The sequence below is a fragment of the Budvicia aquatica DSM 5075 = ATCC 35567 genome (assembly GCF_000427805.1).
GTDB classification, from domain to species: Bacteria; Pseudomonadota; Gammaproteobacteria; order Enterobacterales; family Enterobacteriaceae; genus Budvicia; species Budvicia aquatica.
On the sequence record NZ_ATYS01000018.1, the window covers coordinates 62809 to 79018 of the forward strand.

The following is a 16210-nucleotide window of genomic DNA, read 5'->3' on the forward strand; positions in this document are numbered from 1 at the left end:
CTATAAATTCGTCTGATTGGTTATGCGGGTTCTTGCTCTACGGTATCATCGTTTTCAGCAATGATGACCTCAGGCGCAAGTTTCATCTTCTGGCAAATATCACTCTTTCCCCAGCACTGCTCATAGGGGTAGCCAACCAAGGTTTCAATCACTTCGCGAACATCGGGTGCAATATCCCCTTGTCTACCACCGGCTTTAATACGAGCCACTTCGCCTAATATAATCAGGTGGGTTTTACGGTTAAGCGTCATTTGACGACTAAACACAATCGCCACCAGGGCTAAGACAATCACGCCGCCAAAGAAAACCCAGGAGATAGCATTCATTGCACTTTCAGGCTGAACGTGTGATTTAGACTGGAAACCGTAGTAACTAAGGATAGCTCCCATAATAAAGACAATGATTGACCGAACAATTTTTCCTGAGAATGTCATTGCCCCGGCAAAAATACCTTCACGACGACGACCGGTAAACACTTCATCAACATCAGCTAAGAAGGTATAAACAGTCCATGGGATATAGTAAACGCCCCCGGTACCCAAACCAAAAATCACCGTAATACCGATAATAGCAATAGTCGCAATGTGTGGTGGCAGGCTAAAAAAGTGCAGCAAGGAATAACAACATACGGCGAAAATAACAATGCTTAACGCCCATATATAGGGCTTACTGAAACCTCTTTTGACACAAATACCGATAAATACTGCGGTAGAGAATAGCTGTAATATGGCATTAAGACTATTCAGTCCGGCGAGAATAGCCGGATCGTATTGCAAAACAAAAATAACATAGTAAGTAAATACCGAGGCAAATAACCATTCGGCACCAAAGCCAAATAGATACATTCCTAAATGTTTACGAAAAACACGCAAATAAAACGTTGACTGCATATCTCTGAATAAAGAGACTAACGTCTCCCATAGCGACATTTTTTTCTTAATAACAGCAACACCTTCATCTATTCTTTCCCACGAAAATCGATGTAACATGGCAATAGCAAAGAATAAAATCAAACCATAAGTGATACCGGTGTAAAAGAAAGGCTGTGCAGATTCTTTACCATAAATAAGGATAAACTGACCGGGAATAAATGCGGCTAGAAAATTTGCCATTTTACCAAATATCGCTTTATATCCAGTCAGCTTGGAGCGTACGGCAAAATCCTCTGTCATCTCAGTGGCTAATGTTTCATATGGCACCATCACTGAAGTATAAATCAATTCAAAAATAACATAGGTGCTCAGATAATACCAAAAACCAAATCCTTCAACCCAAAGTAAAGGATAAAACATCATTAATGGTGCACCGATTAACAAGAAGAAACGCCGGCGACCAAAGCGTTTTCCTAGCCAAGTATTACCAAAGTTATCCGTTAAATACCCCATAACTGGATTACTGATCGCATCTATGACACTCGCGACAGAAAAGATAAATGATGCTTCCAGTAATGTCAGTCCACAAAACGTAGTATAAAAATATAACAACCATGCTCCGGCTATCGCGAGCGCACCACTACCAAGTAAATTACCCCCGCCATAAGCTAATTGATGCCCCAGTGTAACTCTTTTTCCATTTCCCAAAGGTACCGTGTTACTTGCCATAACATTTAAGCCTCATTTAATTGAAACATTATTTCATTTTTATAGGACCGACATTTTATACTTTTTAGCGGAAACGATTAATGTGATAACCATCACACTAAAATATAAATGAATTATATTTATTATATTTTTGGGAGATAGGTAACACGCATTAAAAATTAAATATTTAAAATTAAAAACAATTAATAAATAAAATTAAATTTATGATTATATAAGTTAATCAACCACATCATGAGGTTAAGTATGTAACTTAAATTAAATAAACAAATTTATATTCAATTAACATAACAACATTGATGTTATTACTTAGCATGCTTATATTCACAACCCATATCATGCAAACAATACTTAGAATAACATCTAATAAAAGAGACCTATATCTCCAAATAGATTTCAGGATATCTATAAACTAATACCCATCGGCTAAATATCATATTTTCTGTGATAACCATCACATAAACCATGCCCCCCCATTGGTCTAATTGATAATGTCGGTATTATTTTCTAATTATTGAAATATCGTTTCATTTTATATTGGCTAATAATTGCAATAGCTATTGAATAAAATTATGGAGAACATTGTGGCTAAAGGTTCAACGATTAAACTTGATTATCACCATTTTAAAGATGCCGAGACCGGTGCCGAGGTTGTGCGCCTGACTCCGACGGATGTCCTGTGCCACCGCAATTATTTTTATCAAAAATGCTTTACCAACGACGGCAATAACCTATTATTTTCCGCTGAATTTGATAATTATCGAAACTATTACCTGCTTGATTTGCAAAGCCAGCAGGCGGTACAGCTTACAGAAGGTGCAGGAGACAATACTTTCGGCGGTTTTTTATCTCCCGACGATCGCTTTCTCTATTACGTAAAAAATGAACGTGAACTTCGCCGGGTCAATATCGAAAATTTAAATGAAGAAACCGTTTATCGGGTTCCTGAAGAATGGGTTGGATATGGAACTTGGGTTGCTAACAGTGAATGTACAAGTTTAGTTGGAATAGAAATTGCCCGCGAAGATTGGGTTCCACTTACCGACTGGCAAGTTTTTCATACTTTCTTTACCAAAAAGCCGCGCTGCCGTTTATTACGTGTTGATCTTAGCAGCGGTGAATCCCGAACGATACATCAAGATACTACATGGCTTGGACACCCCATCTATCGCCCCAATCAGGATAGCTGTGTTGCCTTCTGCCATGAAGGCCCGCATGATTTAGTTGATGCTCGTATGTGGCTAATTAATGAAGACGGTAGCCAAATTCGAAAAGTAAAAGCACATGCTCCGGGAGAAAGCTGTACTCATGAATTTTGGGTACCTGATGGTTCTGCACTGATGTATGTTTCCTATATGAAAGATCAACAGGAACGTCATATTTGCCGCTTTAATCCCGATACTGGCATCAATGAAGTGGTTATGACGATGCCATCATGTTCACATTTGATGAGTAATCATGATGGCAGCATGCTGGTTGGCGATGGTTCAGGAACGCCGGTTGATGTACAGGATGCCCAAGGATACGCGATTCAAAACGATCCCTGGTTATACGTATTCGATGCAAAACAACAGCGTCAAGCTCGCCTGGCTGCTCATAATAGTTCATGGCTAGTATTGAATGGTGACCGACAGGTAACCCATCCCCACCCTTCTTTTACACCCGACAATCGTCAGGTTCTTTTCACCACTGACTATGAAGGTACGCCGGCACTTTATCTGGCAACCCTGCCACCAAATCTATTCGATCGGTAATCGTTCGATACTCTTAAGGTATTACTATGTTTACATTTAAACAAAACACCATTTTACAAGACTTAGGTAACGGCATAACCAGACGTATTCTCGCTCACGGCGGTGGAATGATGGCCGTTGAAGTCAACTTTGAAAAAAATGCTATTGGCCCGCTGCACAGCCATCCGCATGAGCAACTAACCTATGTATTATCCGGTCGATTCAGCTTTACCATTGATGGGGAAACGCACAATGTCGCAGGCGGTGACACGCTATATAAGAAACCTAACGTTGTGCATGGTTGTATCTGCTTAGAGGCGGGAACGTTACTCGATACCTTTACACCACAGCGTGAAGATTTTCTTAGCTGAGCTAGGTTAACTAAGCATTTTGGATTATTGGTAGCGGGATGCTTACTTCCTAGGCAGAAGCCCTTATCTTACTATTAGGGCTTCTGCCTAACCTACATCAACTCCCTTGTTTATGGCTATATCCCATATAGTCAAAAATAGTGTTGATAAAACTGGTTCCGGTTAGCCTTTTTAAGCTCCCTTCTGCACAGGCAATTTCATCATAGGTGAGGACGTGGTCTCGGCGAATATCTTGGCCATAAATAACAACCGGCACGGGTTCGCCGGTATGTTCCCGAACTTCACAAGGTGTTGAATGGTCCGCAGCAAGAGCAAAGTAGGTATGTTCCGGTAGCCGCTCAAGTATCGCTCCAACCATACGATCGTAACACTCTATCGCTTCAACTTTCTCAAAAGGGAGATTGTCATGCCCGGCAAGGTCGGTGGCCTTAATATGCACAAATACCAGATCGTTTTGTTCTATTGCCTTCAACGTCATTTCTGCTTTCAGCGCAAAGTCAGTCTCCAGATTAGCGGTAAAGCGAGCGTCCGTCTGAATGTCGAATCCAGTCAATTTAGCGACGCCAAGCACCGTGGTCTCACCGGCAATACAGCACCCTCTGAACCCTTGGCGCTGCGGGGTAGATTCAAGTTTCTTAAAGTTACCGGCCCCCCTGGTCAGAATAAAGTTTGCCGCCAGTTTCCCTTGAGCTTTACGGCGTAAATTCATTGGGTGGGCATCTAAAATTACATGGCTTTTTGCCAAAAACTCATTCAGTAATCTGGCGGTTTTTTGCGCTGAAGATGAGTTATCCGTAGCGGTCACTTGCAGATAGCGTTTCCCCTGATGTGGCTCTTTCGGGTCTGAGTCGGTAATTTTATCGCTTAAGTCAGGGCCCCTTAAAATTAATACGGCACGATGCTCTGTTGCCGGCCTGAAGTAAGCGGTAACGTCATCGCTCAGCTTCATACCGGTGATAGCCTTAGCCAGCTCTTCGGCACTTTCACTGATCCTTCCCGCTCGACGATCGATTACTACCCCCTGTTGATCGATGGTCGCCAGATTACAACGTAAGATCACATCACCTTCTTGTACGTCCATATCGATACCGCAGGCTTCAATTGGACCTCTTCCAGGGTAATCTGCCGGATCTCCGCCAAACAAAATCAGATGGCCCATATCGGTACCAACAGGAATTCCGGGGGCAAGAAGATCGACCATTCCACAAATACCCTGCGCTGCCAATTTGTCTAAGTTAGGCGTGGATGCTTTTTGTAATGGTGTTAAACCGTTAAGCAGTGGATTCGGCCTGTCGCCTAATCCGTCAGCTATCGCGACAATCGCTTTCTTATAATACATAGATACCACCCCTAACCTGTGAATAATCCGATAACTTTAAACCACGTGAATAAGGCGATACTGATAACAGACGCACCGATGAAACACGTAATCATAGCGTACTTAATTTGGTCGAGTATGCTGAAGTAACCCGTAGAGAAATATATGGCGTTAACTTTAGAATGCGGTGGCAGCGTAATGGTGTAGCTGGTAGTAATTGCCGCTGCCAATGCTAAACCCACAGGGTCCATATCTAAGGTTTTTGCCAAAGCGATAAACGAAGGAATTAAAATGGTGACTCGCACTGTTTTACTGGTAAAAATCAGGTGGCTATACATACTGATAAACACAACCAGCACATATACCGCCGTATGACTCATATTTTCCATACCTAAGGTATTGACGACTTTACCAATCAGCCACTCTGCCCCTTTTGATTTTTCAAGCGCATTACCCGCAGCGTAGGCTCCGGCAGCAAATAGCATCAGATCCCATTTTATTTTAGCTTCGGCCCAGCTCAATATCCCTATCCGAGGTAGCAGACAAAAAGTAGCCGCGATAATCGCCGTCATATAAACGCTGATGCTGAAGCCAAACCATGCTTTGTGGTAGTCAGAGGTTGCCCACAACATTACCGTACCAAGAAAAATAAATAGCGTTCTCAGTTCTATCGTTGATAGACCTCCCATATTCGAGAGTTCTGTACGTAGGCGCGTCATACCTTCGCCAAAGGTAGACTCACCCTTGAATGAAAATACCCGTAATCCGATAAAAAAGGTTATTCCCATCGTGATAATCGCGGTGGGCATCGCTGCCAGCAACCAGTCCATATAGCCAATAGTTGAACCAGTCAGGTCATTAATAAAACCTACGGCAATAATATTACCGGCGGTGGCGGTCAATACGCCGGAGGTGGCCAGAGCATCTGCCTGAACGCCTTGTAGCATCATAACGCGGCCAAGATTACTCTCGCCCGGCAAAGCCTTATACACTTCCAACAAAATAATACAGATTGGAACCATCAGCGTGGCGCGTGCCGTTGTCGAAGGAACAAAAAAAGCCAGCGCGAAGTTGATAAATACCAGAATGAACAGGGTCTTCTTGGGGGTTTTACCGAAATGAGTAACCATATACAGCGCGAAGCGACGCGCCAGATTCGATTTAATCATGGCTGAAGTAAGCACAAAAGCCGATACCATTAGCCAGATAACTTCATACCCTAGAGTCCCTAACACTTTTTTCTCTGCCCACGTATTGGTCAGGCTGAGTAAAATAATCGTAATCAGAGAGGTTAAATAAATCGGGATCGGACAGCTAACCCACATAACTAAAGCAAATACAAAAATAGCAATTGCCTGCTGGCCTTCTTTGGGCAGGCCTTCTGGCGTAGGCATAAAAAATAAAATAAGGAACAGAATAGCCGCGACAAAAAAGCCATACTTTTTCATCAAAGATTCGCCGCTGCCTTTTCCTGCCTTATCCGGACTGGTACTGGGATTTTGCATGTGTTTATTTTCCATTGTTATTTGCCGCCTGAGTTGTTGATTTTTTAATTATTTATTTTCAAATAACTTATTACTTACTTATAAATAAAATACTTTAGTACTTTTTTTATTATCGCTAATGTGTTTTAGTCATCATAGTTCCGTTGTTAAAGCTAAAACAATTCGATTTATTTTTAATAACTATAAGAAAAACCTATAGTAGAAATTTGAACGGAGAATAATAATGAATATTGGGCGACTTAAAACATTTATCGTTTTAACCGAGCATTTGAATTTTTCAGAAGCAGCCGAGCATTTATTTTGTTCACAGCCTAGTGTTAGCATGCAAATTCGTACCTTAGAAGAAGAGTTAGGCTGTGTTTTATTTGACAGAATAGGAAAGAAAATACATTTAAATCAACAAGGTGAGGCATTTAAGCCTTATGCTAAACAAATAATAAACCTGTGGCAAGAATCTAAGGACAACGCTCAACAAATAGGCTCTGGAGAACAAGGAACGCTATCTTTTGGCTCTAGCAACTTTGTTGGTGTTTATTTAATCCCTTCATTATTAAATAACTTTAAAACTCGTTTCCCTAAGGTAAAAATCAATATTCAAATTCGTTCTTCGCCAACATTACTTAAGCAACTTGAAAATAATGATGTCGAATTTTTAATACTGTCGGACAAGATAAAGATAAATGATAATCTTTATCAAACAAACCTGTTCTATCAAGATGAGTTAATTTTAGTTGTTCCTGCTGGCCACCCGTTAGCTGAAAAACAGAATATTCAGCCACACATGCTAGAGAATTACACCCTACTTTGGAAACCGGAACACTCGGCTACCCGTGAATTTTTAGAACAAACGTTGAAAGGCCAATTAATATCCATTTCAAACTATATGGAAATAAGCAGTCTTGAAGCAATAAAACAAGGGGTTATTCATTCGCTGGGCATTGCTTTTATTTCTCGATTTGCAGTAAGCCAGGAACTAAAAAGCGGGATCCTAAAACATGTCACTATTCCCGAGCTAAAAATCAAACGGGGAATTATGTACGTTACCCGCAAAGATAAAATTCTATCTCCGGCGGCAAAACAATTTATAGCGCTATTACAAATGATAAAAGAATAAGGTTAACATTAGGTTAGCCTTACTTTGTGCCCGCCATAATGGTTTAACGTGGTTTACCCAAAGACGTTTTACATCAGCTGCTTTTCGACATCGGGTATTGGTATAACGGTCGGTACGATGCTGTCCGGTTGGTGATTTGTGATATTTGACGATGGAGTAGATCGCTTAAATCGGACGGAGCTCCCTGCCTGTGACCGACTATTAAGTAACAACGGTTATTTAGACCACCCAACATAGCTATATAAATTTCGCCCTAAGATCGGTAGAATTCGCCCTAATTCCAAGCTGTCATCAACACCGAAGAATCCCTCTTCCGCTGTATGGCACGATATCTATGAGTTTTGAGTAATGTCTAATACTACATCCACGGCCCCAACTATCGGCTTTGTTTCACTCGGCTGCCCTAAAAACTTAGTCGATTCTGAGCGCATCCTGACTGAATTACGCACCGATGGCTATCAGGTGGTTTCAAGCTATGAAGGTGCCGATCTGGTGATCGTCAATACCTGCGGCTTTATTGAAGGCGCGGTACAAGAATCACTAGAGGCCATTGGTGAAGCCTTAGCTGAAAATGGCAAAGTCATTGTTACTGGCTGCCTGGGCGCTAAAGAAAACCAGATTCGTGAAGTCCATCCGAAAGTATTAGAAATTACCGGGCCACATAGCTATGAGCAGGTTCTAAAACATGTCCATACTTATGCACCAAAGCCTGAATATAATCCATTCACCAGTCTGGTTCCGGCTCAGGGGATTAAACTCACCCCGAAACACTATGCCTATTTGAAAATCTCGGAAGGCTGTAACCATCGCTGTACGTTTTGCATCATTCCGTCAATGCGTGGCGACCTCGACAGCCGCCCTATCGGTTCAGTCTTAGATGAGGCTAAACGTTTAGCCGAAGCCGGCGTTAAAGAGCTGCTGGTAATCTCTCAGGATACCTCAGCATACGGCGTTGATATCAAACACCGTACCGGCTTCTGGAATGGTCAGCCGGTAAAAACGGATATGGTCAGCCTGTGTGAACAGCTGTCTTCACTCGGCGTTTGGGTACGTCTACATTACGTTTATCCTTACCCGCACGTTGATAACGTTATTCCATTGATGGCCGAAGGCAAAATTCTGCCTTATCTGGACATTCCTCTTCAGCACGCCAGCCCGAAAATTTTAAAGGCGATGAAACGCCCGGGTTCCGTTGAGCGTACCTTAGAACGCATCAAACGCTGGAGAGAGATTTGCCCTGAGCTGACGTTACGCTCAACCTTTATCGTTGGTTTCCCCGGCGAAACCGAAGAAGATTTCGCCATGTTGTTAGACTTCCTGAGTGAAGCAAAACTGGATCGTGTTGGCTGCTTTAAATACAGTCCGGTTGAAGGCGCAACCGCCAATGAGCTGGATGACCAAGTGCCGGAAGATATTAAAGAACAGCGCTTCCATCGCTTTATGCAACTTCAGCAACAAATCTCTGCTCAACGGTTACAGGATAAAATTGGTCTGACCTATCCGGTTATCATTGATGAGGTTGATGAAGAAGGCGCAATTGGCCGCAGCATGGCCGATGCCCCGGAAATTGACGGTGTGGTTTATCTTAATGGTGAAACCAGCCTTAAGACCGGCGATATTGTTCAGGTTAGGATTGAAAACGCTGATGAATATGACTTATGGGGCTCTGTCGCCAGGTAAGTTTCTACTCTTAGTCAGATAGAATCAGGGCACTCTTCGGAGTGCCTTTCTTTTTTAACAAAAATCCCCCGCTTACTCTGTTCGGTACTATTTGTTACCGTTTTTGAAATAACACTTGCCTTCGATTACGTAATGACTATATATTCACTTTATTCGATTTTTTAGTCATTTAATTTGTATTATCTTCGGAGTTGTTGCTATGAAAAAAGTTGTTACTTCATTATTACTAGCCGGTGCTGTTTTATCTGCTCAGGCTGCAGAACCGATTCGTTTTGCCTCATCAGCAACTTACCCTCCGTTTGAGTTTATGGATAAGGATAACAATATTGCCGGGTTTGATATCGATCTGGCTAAAGCCTTATGTCATGAAATGAAAGCCGAATGTACTTTTTCCAATCACGCCTTTGATAGCTTAATTCCCTCTTTAAAATTCCGTCGGTACGATGCCGTTATCTCAGGTATGGATATTACCCCTGAGCGCAGCAAACAGGTGCTATTCAGCCAGCCATATTATGCAAACTCTGCGGTGTTGATTGTACGTAAAGGAACCATCACCTCGGCAGATCAAATGGCCGGAAAAAGAGTCGGTATGGAGAATGGTTCAACTCACCAAAAATACCTGAATGAAAAACATCCTGAAATTAAAACCGTTGCCTATGACAGCTATCAAACGGCGGTTATTGACCTGAAAAATGGCCGGTTAGATGCCGTATTTGGTGATACTGCTGCGGTCAATGAATGGCTGAAAACCAGCCCTGAGCTGACAACTGTCGGTGAGCATATTGCTGACCCGGCCTTCTTTGGCGCAGGCTTAGGCATTGCTGTACGCCCGGATAACACAGAGCTGATGGCTAAGATCAACACCGCGCTTGATGCAATGAAAAAAGACGGTACCTATAAAAAAATCAGCGACCAGTGGTTCCCGCAATAAGCCTATTTGCTGCAAACTAAACGGCCTCTTGATGGGGTAATGCTTGTCAGTTAAGCATTTCTATATGATGTGACTCCACTCAATCGTCATCCCGGCGAAAGCCGGAACGCGAGCCGTAGGTGAAGCAAACATTCGCGTAGCGAATGGCCCAAAGGGTGAGCGCCGCGAATCATCCAGGTTTTAGCTAACCCGCTGGCATTTAGCCTAAGGGCTGGACCCCGTTTTTCAACGGGGTGACGAGGGTAATGGTTCCGTGATAACTAGGCGAATCATTGGCTTAAGTTTATTGACTGCCCTTAACTGATCGGCATTACCTCTTTATGGGGTCGTTTTTCGTTATGCCATAGACAGATTCAAATGATATCCTGATGGCTCTTTTTCCCCCTGAGCAGAAGGATTCGGCCCGTGCATTATTTACTGTATACCTCACCCGTTGGCCCGCTACGAATTGTTGCTGATAGTATAGGCCTGCGCCAACTTTGGTTACCTAATGAAGTCGCAGCGCGCCAACCTGACAGTTCATGGACTGAAGATGCTAACCACCCGATGATTAAACACGTCGTCGAAACGCTAAATAGCTACTTTGCTGGTGAGCCGGTCAGCTTCGATCACATCCCTTGCGAACCGGTAGGCACAGAATTTCAAAGAAACGTCTGGGCACAGCTGAGAACTATCCGTTACGCAGGCGTTATCAGCTACGGTGATATTGCCGAGCAGCTCAATAATCCCAAAGCCGTTCGCGCCGTTGGCGGAGCCGTAGGTCGTAATCCTATCGCAATTATATTGCCATGTCATCGCGTGCTCGGGCGGGATAATACCCTTACCGGCTATTCAGGCGGACTGGATGTTAAAAAGGCGCTGCTGGCGCTGGAAGGCATCAATTACAAAGGCTAAAACGCGGCACACAAGATCTTTACTGCCGGCGTAATAGAGTCAGCACTTCGTAATGGGCGGTATGCGGGAACATATCAAACAGCTGGACCTTGATAACCTGATAATCCTGTAACCGCCGGAGATCGTTAGCCATCGTTTGAGCATTACAACTCGAATAGAGAATATAGGCCGGTGACATCTCGCTAAGATATTGACAAAGCAGCTCACCTATTCCCCGCCGAGGCGGATTAACTAAAACTAAATCCGGTACGGCATGGTGACTTTCAGCAAACCGGGTCGAATCTAAAGCATCAAAATGTATATCCGTTAACCCAATGGCCTGAGCTGATTTTTTAGCACACTCAATTGCTTCCGCGCTAATTTCAATACCGGTCAGTGAGATATTAGGCGTTTTGGCTGTCGCACAATGTAAGCCAAATCCGCCTACGCCACAAAACAGATCCCACATACTGCTGACGTCTAATACCGAAACCCAATCTCTGGCCGTTTGGTACAGTTTTTCGGCCACTAGCGCATTAGTTTGAAAAAAACTGCGCGGGCGGATAAACAACGGAATATGGTTAAACTGTTCTTCCAGCGACTCCTGCTTCGTCAGGATAATTTCCTGCTCACCTTCCAGCACCGCCATATGAACCGGCTGAATATTGACCGAAATAACCCGTAACTGAGGAAGCTGTGACTGCAACCACGGCAGCGCATTCCTCAGCTGTTCTAATTTAAGCTCTGAGCGTAAAACAAAGCGCAGCATCAGTCCGCCGCTGGCCCGGCTTTCAGTCAATAAAATAAACTTGAGCTCACCTCTTTTACGTTCGACGTTATAGGGTGTCAGCCCGGCCTTAGCGATAAAAGTTTTTAATAACGGAAAAACCGCACTCATCGACTGAGGGTACAAAGGACAATCACAAAGATCGATTGCCACGCCCTGTTTTATCGGTAAGCCTAAAATAGGACGCTCAACGCTGCCGCTGATAACCATTTTGGCTTTATTACGGAAAGCGGATTCTGCACCGGTGACCGGCTCGAGTAAGTTATCAATGATTCTTCCTGCCATCAACTCGGTCAGGTTTTGTTGTTTATCAGCCAGTTGCTGTGAATAGGGTTTATCTATCCACTGGCATGAATAGCAAAGCCCTGCGGTATGTAGCGCACACTGCATTAGATATGACTCCGGGGCTTATGGCTGGAAAAGGATATTGGAAAATAAAACAGAGACATTGATTAATGCAGAGTATGGATAACCGGTGAAATGACCTGAATGTCTTCCTCACCTTCATCGTTGTCACTGACGGTCAAAAGCTCATTAGCTCTTGCTTCCATAATAATTTGGGTGGTCTGAGCCTCACCTTCTTCCAATAGCAGACTGAACTGCTCAATGGTAATACCGGCAGTTACGCTCAGTGACTGGCAAATGACCATTTTAGGTAAATTATCATCCTGAATATCGATAAACACTTTGGTTGTCAGTGACGACGCATTGATTTGGCTAAGATCCGCAACTAACGGAATTAACGCAACCGGCCGAATTTCCGCCACGGCAGAAAACAGAATAACGTTTTCGAGCAAATCGACCTTTGCATCAAAAATACCATTAATGTTCTGTAAGTGCGGTAAATGCAACGCTTGGCATGAGTCACATTCAAAAAAGGAGACGCCCAACTGCTCAAGCCAGCGACGCATTAGGGCTAAGTCAGGGACGATCAGCGTTTCCATTGTGGTATGCCCTCGGTAAATCTAAAAAGAAAGTGCAATAGGATACGGAATATTACCTTATTTAGCACCTATTGAGGTAAGTTATTGTAAATTCTTACCTGAACCGGAGAAAAAAGTGGCCTTACAAAAATTTCAAAATATGGATCCTCATATGCTGTTAAGTATCGTAAATATGAAGTTGAGAGATCAATATTCATCGTTAAACGATCTGGCCCGCAGCTATGATATTGACGCAGAAGCATTATGCAAAAAGCTCTCTGAGGCGGGTTATCACTACCAAACGACCAGTAATCAGTTTAAGTAACATTAAGCACAGCGGCCACCCAGCGGTAACCGATGAGCTATCATGCCACCGCTCGGCAGCATGATAGCTCAATGTATCTGGCTATCGGGTTGCCCACCCTTGCTTATGCAGATATTCCAGAATAAACGGACGGCTTTCTTTGGCTACCGTCGCTGAGATTTGCTCGCTCCAGTTAGCGTGTTTTTTGTTGTCGGTTCTGGCTTCATAATAAGCCTCAATATGTGCATCATACTCAGCCAGAAGCGCTCTGTTTAGCGGCTGATAGTGATTTTCATGCATAATAATTCCAACAGGCAGCCGCGGTTTTAGTTCCGGCTGCTGATCCGGATGCCCTAAGCACAGGCCAAACAGCGGTAATACATGTTTGGGTAGTTCAAGTAACTCCGTTACCCTGCTGATATTATTTCGCAAACCACCAATATAAACGCCACCCAGACCAAGAGATTCTGCCGCCGTTAACGCATTCTGAGCCATGATTGCGGTATCAACAGACCCCAGTAATAACTGTTCAGCAAAACCTAATTGGGCCTCAGGGCAGATCGCTTGATTACGATGGAAGTCAGCACAAAACACCCAAAATTCAGCGGCCTGAGCCACGTACTTTTGGCCACCGCTGGCTTCAACCAGCGACTGGCGTAAATTATGATCGGTCACCCGAATAATCGATGTGCACTGTAGAAAGCTGGAACTGGAGGCGGACTGAGCGGCTCTGATAATTGCATTGCGTTGCTCTTCGCTGATAGCTTGTGGTGTAAAAGCCCGTATGGAACGGTGCGCGCATATTAGCTCAATAGTTGGTGTCATTAATAAAGCTCCTGCCACTCGATGACATGTTCAGAACATGGTTATTGTTGAATTTTAGACTGTGTTTGACCGATAGATATTGTTTATTAGACTAACAGGTAATTACTACTTTTTTTTATTGCTCATGGCGGGCATAGTAGGCTCAGTGTTATTATGTCATTGGCTAACGGCAAAAGGCCGTAAAAAATTTAAATCCTTAAGGAGCATTCATGTTTGTAGTTATTTTTGGACGTCCTGGTTGTCCTTATTGTGTTCGTGCTAAAGAATTAGCAGAAAAACTAAGTCAAGAACGTGAAGACTTCAGCTACAACTACATCGACATTCACGCAGAAGGCATCACTAAAGCCGATCTGGAAAAGACTGTCGGTAAGCCGGTTGAAACCGTACCGCAAATCTTTGTTGATCAGGTTCATATTGGTGGTTGCACTGATTTTGAAGCTTACGCAAAAGAAAATTTAAGCCTGTATCAATAAGTATTGGCTCTTTAAATAAAAAACCGGGTGCTCAATGCAATCCGGTTTTTTATTTGCCTGACTTTCTGTTGCCTGACACTCTGGCGACTGAATACCGTTAGTCGCGTTGTTCTCTTGAAATACCAAAGTGCCGATAAGCATGTTGAGTAGCCATCCGCCCTCTCGGCGTGCGTTGAATAAATCCCTGTTGAATCAGATAAGGCTCTATAACGTCTTCAATGGTTTCGCGTTCTTCACCAATTGCCGCGGCTAGGTTATCCAGGCCAACCGGGCCACCCATAAACTTATCGATAATGGCTAAGAGTAATTTACGGTCCATAAAATCGAAACCTTCAACGTCGACATCTAGCATGTCCAACGCCTTGGTTGCCACATCACCACAAATCTCGCCGTTAGCGCGAACTTCGGCAAAGTCTCTGACTCTTCGCAGCAAACGATTAGCAATACGCGGAGTGCCTCTGGCTCGACGAGCAATATGATGAGCACCCTCATCGCTCATTTCCAGCCCCAAACATTGGGCACTGCGGGCAACGATATATTCCAGATCTTTAACCTGATAGAACTCCAGCCGCTGAACAATGCCAAAACGGTCGCGCAACGGTGAGGTTAAGGAACCTGCGCGGGTCGTTGCCCCGATTAAGGTAAAAGGTGGCAAATCAATTTTAATCGAGCGGGCCGCCGGACCTTCTCCAATCATGATATCCAGTTGGTAGTCTTCCATTGCCGGATACAGTATCTCTTCAACAACCGGAGAAAGACGGTGGATTTCATCGATAAATAGAACGTCATGAGGCTCAAGGTTGGTCAGCATCGCCGCCAGATCGCCCGCTTTTTCCAATACCGGGCCTGAAGTGGTACGTAAATTAACGCCCATTTCATTAGCAACAATATTAGCCAACGTCGTTTTACCCAATCCCGGAGGTCCAAAGATCAGTAAATGGTCAAGTGCGTCACCGCGCAGCTTTGCGGCCTGAATAAAAATTTCCATTTGCTCGCGTACATGAGGTTGCCCTACATATTCACTGAGCAATTTTGGCCGCATGGCGCGATCAATAGGATCTTCTTCTTCAAACTGCGCTACGGGTGAAATCAAACGGTCGGCTTCAATCATGCTATGTCTCTTTCAGCTTAAAGTGCCGCACGCAGTGCTTCACGAATCAGGGTTTCACAATCCGTATTTGGCTTCATGACCTTACTGACCAAGCGGCTTGCTTCCGGTGGCTTATAGCCCAAAGCAACCAGGGCAGAAACAGCTTCGGCTTCAGCATCATTATCTGCGCTTTTCGACGGGCTCAGCGGTGGTAAATCTGAATTGTTATTGAACAGATCGCCATTCAGGCCTTTAAAGCGATCCTTCATTTCAACCACTAAACGTTCAGCCGTTTTCTTACCGACGCCCGGCAGTTTAATCAATACGCTAACCTGTTCTTGTTCAACCGCATGAACAAACTGTTGAGCAGACATACCGGAAAGAATAGCCAGAGCAAGTTTAGGTCCAACCCCGTTGACTTTTATCAGTTCACGAAACAGCGCCCGCTCTTGTTTATCATTGAATCCATATAATAGTTGAGCATCTTCACGCACCACAAAGTGGGTAAAAATAATCGCTTCCTGGCCCCGATCCGGCAATTCGTAGAAACAGCTCATTGGCATAAACACTTCATAACCGACGCCGTTAATTTCAATTAACACTTCAGGCGGCTGTTTTTCCAGAATAATTCCACGTAAACGTCCAATCACGATTCAGACTCCTTAATACCCACTCACAATGATGA

The 16210-nt window shown here is 43.8% G+C and carries 16 protein-coding genes; 8 read left to right on the top strand and 8 right to left on the bottom strand.

What is annotated here, in order from left to right; all coding sequences use genetic code 11:
• Nucleotides 1-20 precede the first annotated feature (20 nt).
• Nucleotides 21-1601: an MFS transporter gene (locus YWE_RS0109055; RefSeq protein ID WP_029094238.1), complete on the bottom strand. Its 1581-nt coding sequence runs from the start codon at nucleotides 1599-1601 to the stop codon at nucleotides 21-23.
• Between the two features lie 581 nt (nucleotides 1602-2182).
• Between YWE_RS0109055 and YWE_RS0109060 the strand changes: the two genes are divergently transcribed.
• Complete coding sequence (locus YWE_RS0109060) at nucleotides 2183-3352, top strand: oligogalacturonate lyase family protein (RefSeq protein WP_029094239.1); 1170 nt, start codon at nucleotides 2183-2185, stop codon at nucleotides 3350-3352.
• Nucleotides 3353-3378: 26 nt separating this feature from the next.
• Entirely contained in the window at nucleotides 3379-3702 is a 324-nt protein-coding gene (locus tag YWE_RS0109065) for a cupin domain-containing protein (RefSeq protein ID WP_029094240.1), read from the top strand.
• Nucleotides 3703-3799: 97 nt separating this feature from the next.
• On the opposite strand, the gene apgM is transcribed toward YWE_RS0109065, so the two are convergent.
• The gene (gene apgM, locus YWE_RS0109070; RefSeq protein ID WP_029094241.1) at nucleotides 3800-5041 is read right to left on the bottom strand and encodes a 2,3-bisphosphoglycerate-independent phosphoglycerate mutase; all 1242 of its coding nucleotides are present in this window, start codon (nucleotides 5039-5041) and stop codon (nucleotides 3800-3802) included.
• 11 nt (nucleotides 5042-5052) lie between these two features.
• Nucleotides 5053-6540 (bottom strand): SLC13 family permease, encoded by a 1488-nt coding sequence (locus YWE_RS0109075; protein WP_071605851.1) that lies wholly within the window; start codon nucleotides 6538-6540, stop codon nucleotides 5053-5055.
• 208 nt (nucleotides 6541-6748) lie between these two features.
• Between YWE_RS0109075 and YWE_RS0109080 the strand changes: the two genes are divergently transcribed.
• The 4 genes from YWE_RS0109080 (at nucleotide 6749) to YWE_RS0109095 (ending at nucleotide 11144) form a co-directional block, all read left to right on the top strand.
• Complete coding sequence (locus YWE_RS0109080; protein WP_029094243.1) at nucleotides 6749-7639, top strand: LysR family transcriptional regulator; 891 nt, start codon at nucleotides 6749-6751, stop codon at nucleotides 7637-7639.
• 348 nt (nucleotides 7640-7987) lie between these two features.
• On the top strand, nucleotides 7988-9319 hold the full coding sequence (rimO, locus tag YWE_RS0109085; RefSeq protein WP_029094244.1) for a 30S ribosomal protein S12 methylthiotransferase RimO: 1332 nt from the start codon (nucleotides 7988-7990) through the stop codon (nucleotides 9317-9319).
• A 199-nt stretch (nucleotides 9320-9518) separates the two neighbouring features.
• Nucleotides 9519-10250 carry an arginine ABC transporter substrate-binding protein gene (artJ, locus tag YWE_RS0109090; protein WP_029094245.1) on the top strand — a complete coding sequence of 244 codons (732 nt, stop codon included), beginning with the start codon at nucleotides 9519-9521 and terminating at the stop codon, nucleotides 10248-10250.
• A 405-nt stretch (nucleotides 10251-10655) separates the two neighbouring features.
• Nucleotides 10656-11144, top strand: a complete 489-nt coding sequence (locus YWE_RS0109095) for a methylated-DNA--[protein]-cysteine S-methyltransferase (RefSeq protein ID WP_029094246.1) — start codon at nucleotides 10656-10658, stop codon at nucleotides 11142-11144.
• A 19-nt stretch (nucleotides 11145-11163) separates the two neighbouring features.
• Here the strand turns inward: YWE_RS0109095 and rlmC are convergent, their stop codons facing one another.
• Both rlmC and YWE_RS0109105 read right to left on the bottom strand, forming a co-directional pair.
• On the bottom strand, nucleotides 11164-12300 hold the full coding sequence (rlmC, locus tag YWE_RS0109100) for a 23S rRNA (uracil(747)-C(5))-methyltransferase RlmC (protein WP_029094247.1): 1137 nt from the start codon (nucleotides 12298-12300) through the stop codon (nucleotides 11164-11166).
• A gap of 62 nt (nucleotides 12301-12362) precedes the next feature.
• Nucleotides 12363-12854, bottom strand: coding sequence for a YbjN domain-containing protein (locus YWE_RS0109105; RefSeq protein WP_029094248.1), 492 nt, complete (start codon nucleotides 12852-12854; stop codon nucleotides 12363-12365).
• Nucleotides 12855-12993: 139 nt separating this feature from the next.
• Here YWE_RS0109105 and YWE_RS0109110 point away from each other — a divergent pair, with 139 nt between their 5' ends.
• On the top strand, nucleotides 12994-13158 hold the full coding sequence (locus YWE_RS0109110) for a DUF4250 domain-containing protein (protein WP_084167037.1): 165 nt from the start codon (nucleotides 12994-12996) through the stop codon (nucleotides 13156-13158).
• 81 nt (nucleotides 13159-13239) lie between these two features.
• Here the strand turns inward: YWE_RS0109110 and nfsA are convergent, their stop codons facing one another.
• Nucleotides 13240-13962, bottom strand: a complete 723-nt coding sequence (gene nfsA / locus YWE_RS0109115; protein WP_029094250.1) for an oxygen-insensitive NADPH nitroreductase — start codon at nucleotides 13960-13962, stop codon at nucleotides 13240-13242.
• A 209-nt stretch (nucleotides 13963-14171) separates the two neighbouring features.
• Between nfsA and YWE_RS0109120 the strand changes: the two genes are divergently transcribed.
• A complete protein-coding gene (locus YWE_RS0109120) occupies nucleotides 14172-14435 on the top strand; it encodes a GrxA family glutaredoxin (RefSeq protein ID WP_029094251.1) in 264 nt (87 codons plus the stop codon).
• A 97-nt stretch (nucleotides 14436-14532) separates the two neighbouring features.
• Here the strand turns inward: YWE_RS0109120 and ruvB are convergent, their stop codons facing one another.
• Complete coding sequence (gene ruvB / locus YWE_RS0109125; protein ID WP_029094252.1) at nucleotides 14533-15546, bottom strand: Holliday junction branch migration DNA helicase RuvB; 1014 nt, start codon at nucleotides 15544-15546, stop codon at nucleotides 14533-14535.
• Nucleotides 15547-15563: 17 nt separating this feature from the next.
• On the bottom strand, nucleotides 15564-16175 hold the full coding sequence (ruvA, locus tag YWE_RS0109130; RefSeq protein WP_029094253.1) for a Holliday junction branch migration protein RuvA: 612 nt from the start codon (nucleotides 16173-16175) through the stop codon (nucleotides 15564-15566).
• Between the last annotated feature and the right edge of the window lie 35 nt (nucleotides 16176-16210).

Excerpts from the sequence above, each read along its gene's own strand:
- YWE_RS0109075 (WP_071605851.1), bottom strand. The coding sequence starts at position 6,540 with ATGGAAAATAAACACATGCAAAATCCCAGTACCAGTCCGGATAAGGCA.
- rimO (WP_029094244.1), top strand. The coding sequence starts at position 7,988 with ATGTCTAATACTACATCCACGGCCCCAACTATCGGCTTTGTTTCACTC.
- YWE_RS0109055 (WP_029094238.1), bottom strand. The coding sequence starts at position 1,601 with ATGGCAAGTAACACGGTACCTTTGGGAAATGGAAAAAGAGTTACACTG.
- YWE_RS0109105 (WP_029094248.1), bottom strand. The coding sequence starts at position 12,854 with ATGGAAACGCTGATCGTCCCTGACTTAGCCCTAATGCGTCGCTGGCTT.
- rlmC (WP_029094247.1), bottom strand. The coding sequence starts at position 12,300 with ATGCAGTGTGCGCTACATACCGCAGGGCTTTGCTATTCATGCCAGTGG.
- YWE_RS0109110 (WP_084167037.1), top strand. The coding sequence starts at position 12,994 with ATGGATCCTCATATGCTGTTAAGTATCGTAAATATGAAGTTGAGAGAT.
- artJ (WP_029094245.1), top strand. The coding sequence starts at position 9,519 with ATGAAAAAAGTTGTTACTTCATTATTACTAGCCGGTGCTGTTTTATCT.
- nfsA (WP_029094250.1), bottom strand. The coding sequence starts at position 13,962 with ATGACACCAACTATTGAGCTAATATGCGCGCACCGTTCCATACGGGCT.
- YWE_RS0109120 (WP_029094251.1), top strand. The coding sequence starts at position 14,172 with ATGTTTGTAGTTATTTTTGGACGTCCTGGTTGTCCTTATTGTGTTCGT.
- YWE_RS0109065 (WP_029094240.1), top strand. The coding sequence starts at position 3,379 with ATGTTTACATTTAAACAAAACACCATTTTACAAGACTTAGGTAACGGC.
- YWE_RS0109080 (WP_029094243.1), top strand. The coding sequence starts at position 6,749 with ATGAATATTGGGCGACTTAAAACATTTATCGTTTTAACCGAGCATTTG.
- apgM (WP_029094241.1), bottom strand. The coding sequence starts at position 5,041 with ATGTATTATAAGAAAGCGATTGTCGCGATAGCTGACGGATTAGGCGAC.
- ruvB (WP_029094252.1), bottom strand. The coding sequence starts at position 15,546 with ATGATTGAAGCCGACCGTTTGATTTCACCCGTAGCGCAGTTTGAAGAA.